This is a genomic window from Sphingopyxis sp. SE2, assembly GCF_032227185.1.
GTDB lineage: Bacteria > Pseudomonadota > Alphaproteobacteria > Sphingomonadales > Sphingomonadaceae > Sphingopyxis.
Genome location: NZ_JAPMXW010000007.1, coordinates 1 through 2968, shown reverse-complemented (window position 1 = coordinate 2968; position 2968 = coordinate 1). Strand labels below are relative to the sequence as shown.

Sequence of the window (2968 nt, the reverse complement as noted above, 5' to 3'; positions counted from 1 at the left end):
ACCGGTCGTTTCCCGACGTTGGGTTTATCGATTCACCCGCATAGCATGGCGCGCGGCGAGCCAGCCGAAGGTCATCGCCGGGCCCAGCGTCGCGCCCGCGCCCGGATAGGTCCGCCCCATCGCCGCCGCCGAAGCGTTGCCGATCGCGTAGAGCCCGCCGAGCGGCCTGCCATCCGCGCCCAGCACCTGACCATTGTCGTCGGTGAGCAGCCCGCCGTTGGTGCCAAGGTCGCACGGATAGATCGGGATAGCATAGAAGGGCGCTTCGGCGATCGGCGCGAGCGTCGGATTGGGGGTCACCGACGCATCGCCATAATGCCGGTCATAGGCCGACGCGCCGCGCTCGAAATCGGGATCCTCCCCCTTGAGCGCGTTGGCGTTGAAACGCGCGATTTCGTTCGAAAGCACCGCGGCATCGACACCGATCTCCTTGGCGAGCCCGGCGATCGTCGCGGATTTCTTCAATATCTTGCGCATCGCTTCGGGGATGCGGCCGTCGGCCGACGACTTGCCCGCCATCATCGGCCCCAGCATATATTTGCCGCGATAGCGCGCGTCGAACACGAACCATGACGGCGCGGTGGGCGCTTCGGGGCTGTTGCAGCGGTGCATCTCGCCCCCCGCGACATGATAGGATGCCGCCTCATTCATATAGCGCTTGCCCGCCTGGTTGACGATGATCGACGAAGGCAGCGCGCGCTCGACGAACAGAATCCGCGCGCGGTCCTCGCCCTCGAGCAGGAAGCCGGGTCCCCACCACGCCGAATCCATCAGTGCGGTCGCGGCGCCAGCGGCGAGTCCGGCCTTCAACCCGTCGCCGGTGTTGCTCGGCACCCCCGCGCTCCAGTCGGCCGAGGTCGGCTGCGGCAGATATTTTTCGCGCAGCGCGGCGTCATGGTCGAAGCCGCCGCTCGCGATGATCACGCCGCGGCGCGCGCGGACCTCGATCCGCTGTCCTTGGCGCTCGACGATCGCGCCGGCGATCCCGCCCTTGCCCTGGACCAGTTCTACCATCGGCGAATTGAGCCAGATGGGCACGCCCTTTTCGTCGATCGACAGCTTCAGCCGCCCGATCAGCGCATTGCCGCCGGTCAGGCGCCGCGACCGCTTGGTTTTGAAGCGCCACGGTAGGTCGAACATATATTTGAGCATCAGTTTGAAGAGCAAAGGCTTGGCGCCGGGGCTCATCGTCAGGAGCAGCTTCGCTTCCTCCATCGTCCAGGTGAAGCGGCCGAAGGTCAGCGTCAGCGTGTGCGGCGGTTCCATCCGCTCGAAATCGGCGCCGAGCCGATCGGCCATCAGCGGGATCGGATCGTGCGTCCGCCACCCGTCGCGCGCGCCCGCGACGTCCATATGATAGTCCGAATAGGCATAGGCGGTGTAGTGAACCTGCGACCGTTCCTCGAGATAGGCGAGCATCCGGTGCGCATTGTCGACATAGGCCGCGAGCTTGGTTTCGGGCACATCGTCGCCGATCAGCGTCTTGATATAGCCGAGCGCTTCGTCCGGATCGTCGGCATGACCCTTGGCGCGCGCGTCGTCGCTGTTCGGGATCCAGATGCCGCCGCCCGAGGTCGCCGAAGTCCCGCCGTAACGCGCGCTTTTCTCGACCACCAGCACTTCGGCGCCTGCGTCGGCAGCGGTGAACGCCGCGGTCAGGGCGCCCGCGCCCGACCCGATCACCAATATGTCGACTTCGTGAACGGCCACGCCTATTGCTCCTGCAGTGGAAAACTCGCCATTTCCGGCCCATATGCCGTTCTACATAATGATTGCGTTTTTAAAAGAAGAAATCTTTACGCAAACTGTTGTATATTCGGCGTCGTATTCGATGGTCATTGACAGTGGCGCGGCGATGCGGTCTGTGGAAGCCCTGATCGATCGCACCGGCGCGCCGCCGCACGGGGCGCAGGTTCAACAGGGGAGAACGGGCGTTGCGTACGGCAACCAAAGCCGGGAAAAGGACGCGGAGCAAGGCCGCGAACGCGGGCCAGGGCGACGCCATGCTCGCGCTCGACGATGTCGATGAGCAGATCATCGCCGCGCTCCGCAAGAACGGTCGGATCGCGAACCGCGACATCGCGCGCGAAATGGGGCTGAACGAAGCGACCGTGCGCACCCGCCTGCGCCGGCTGGAGGACGCCCGGATGGTACGCGTCGTCGCGATGCGCGACCTTTCGGCGATGGGCTTTGGCTATCTCGCGCCCGTTGGCGTGCAGGTGAAGGGGCGGTCCGCGGGTGACGTCGGCGCCGAAATCGCCGAGCTCGAGCGCGTCATCACCGTCAATGTCGCGATCGGCACGCACGACCTCGAAATCCAGGTCGTCGCCGAAACGCTGGAGGAGATGCAGCATCTCCTGACCGGCGTGATCGCCAAGATCGACGGAGTCGAGCGGATATTCCCCAGCCTCGCGCTCAAGGTTCTCAAATATAATCCGGAGTGGGCCCCGCTATGAGCACGAGGATCAGCCTCGACGACCTCGATCACAAGATCATCGAACGGCTCGGCCATGACGCGCGGGTTTCGAACCGCGAGATCGGCCGCGAATTCGACCTGACCGAAGGGACGATCCGTTCGCGGCTGAAGCGCCTCCTCGACAACCGGGTGATCCGCGTCGCCGCGGTGACCAACGCGAACCGGCTGCGCAACCCCATCCTCGCCTATCTGTGGGTCGAGGCGGACAGCGCGGCGGACATCGAAGGCGTTGCCGAGCGGCTGGCGGCGCTGCCCGAGATCGGCTTTGTCGCGACGACGCTCGGCCGCGCCGACGTGCTGGCGATGACATTGGTCGAGAACGGCAATGAACTGACCGATTTCCTCCACCAGACGATCGACAAGATCCCCGGCGTCCGGCGCGTCCGCTACAGCCTCGGTCAGAATTTCATCAAGCACGACTATCGCTGGTGCGCGCTCGTCGATTGAGTGCAATCTCTCGACTGCGGAAAGCACCGTGCTGGAGGCCGTTGA

Annotated in this window: 3 protein-coding genes; 2 read left to right on the top strand and 1 reads right to left on the bottom strand. The window is 64.9% G+C overall.

All coding sequences use genetic code 11. From position 1 onward, the window contains the following. Positions 1 to 24: 24 nt before the first annotated feature. Positions 25 to 1710 carry an FAD-dependent oxidoreductase gene (locus OVY29_RS22430; RefSeq protein WP_313912321.1) on the bottom strand — a complete coding sequence of 562 codons (1686 nt, stop codon included), beginning with the start codon at positions 1708 to 1710 and terminating at the stop codon, positions 25 to 27. Positions 1711 to 1934: 224 nt separating this feature from the next. On the opposite strand from OVY29_RS22430, the gene OVY29_RS22425 reads away from it, so the two are divergent. Continuing rightward, entirely contained in the window at positions 1935 to 2456 is a 522-nt protein-coding gene (locus tag OVY29_RS22425) for an Lrp/AsnC family transcriptional regulator (RefSeq protein ID WP_313912320.1), read from the top strand. After that, positions 2453 to 2923 carry an Lrp/AsnC family transcriptional regulator gene (locus tag OVY29_RS22420; protein WP_313912319.1) on the top strand — a complete coding sequence of 157 codons (471 nt, stop codon included), beginning with the start codon at positions 2453 to 2455 and terminating at the stop codon, positions 2921 to 2923. Before OVY29_RS22425 ends, OVY29_RS22420 begins: the two co-directional genes overlap by 4 nt. Positions 2924 to 2968: the final 45 nt, after the last annotated feature.

What these genes read in the sequence shown, in the direction of transcription:
- OVY29_RS22420 (WP_313912319.1), top strand. Translation starts at nt 2,453, where the DNA reads ATGAGCACGAGGATCAGCCTCGACGACCTCGATCACAAGATCATCGAA.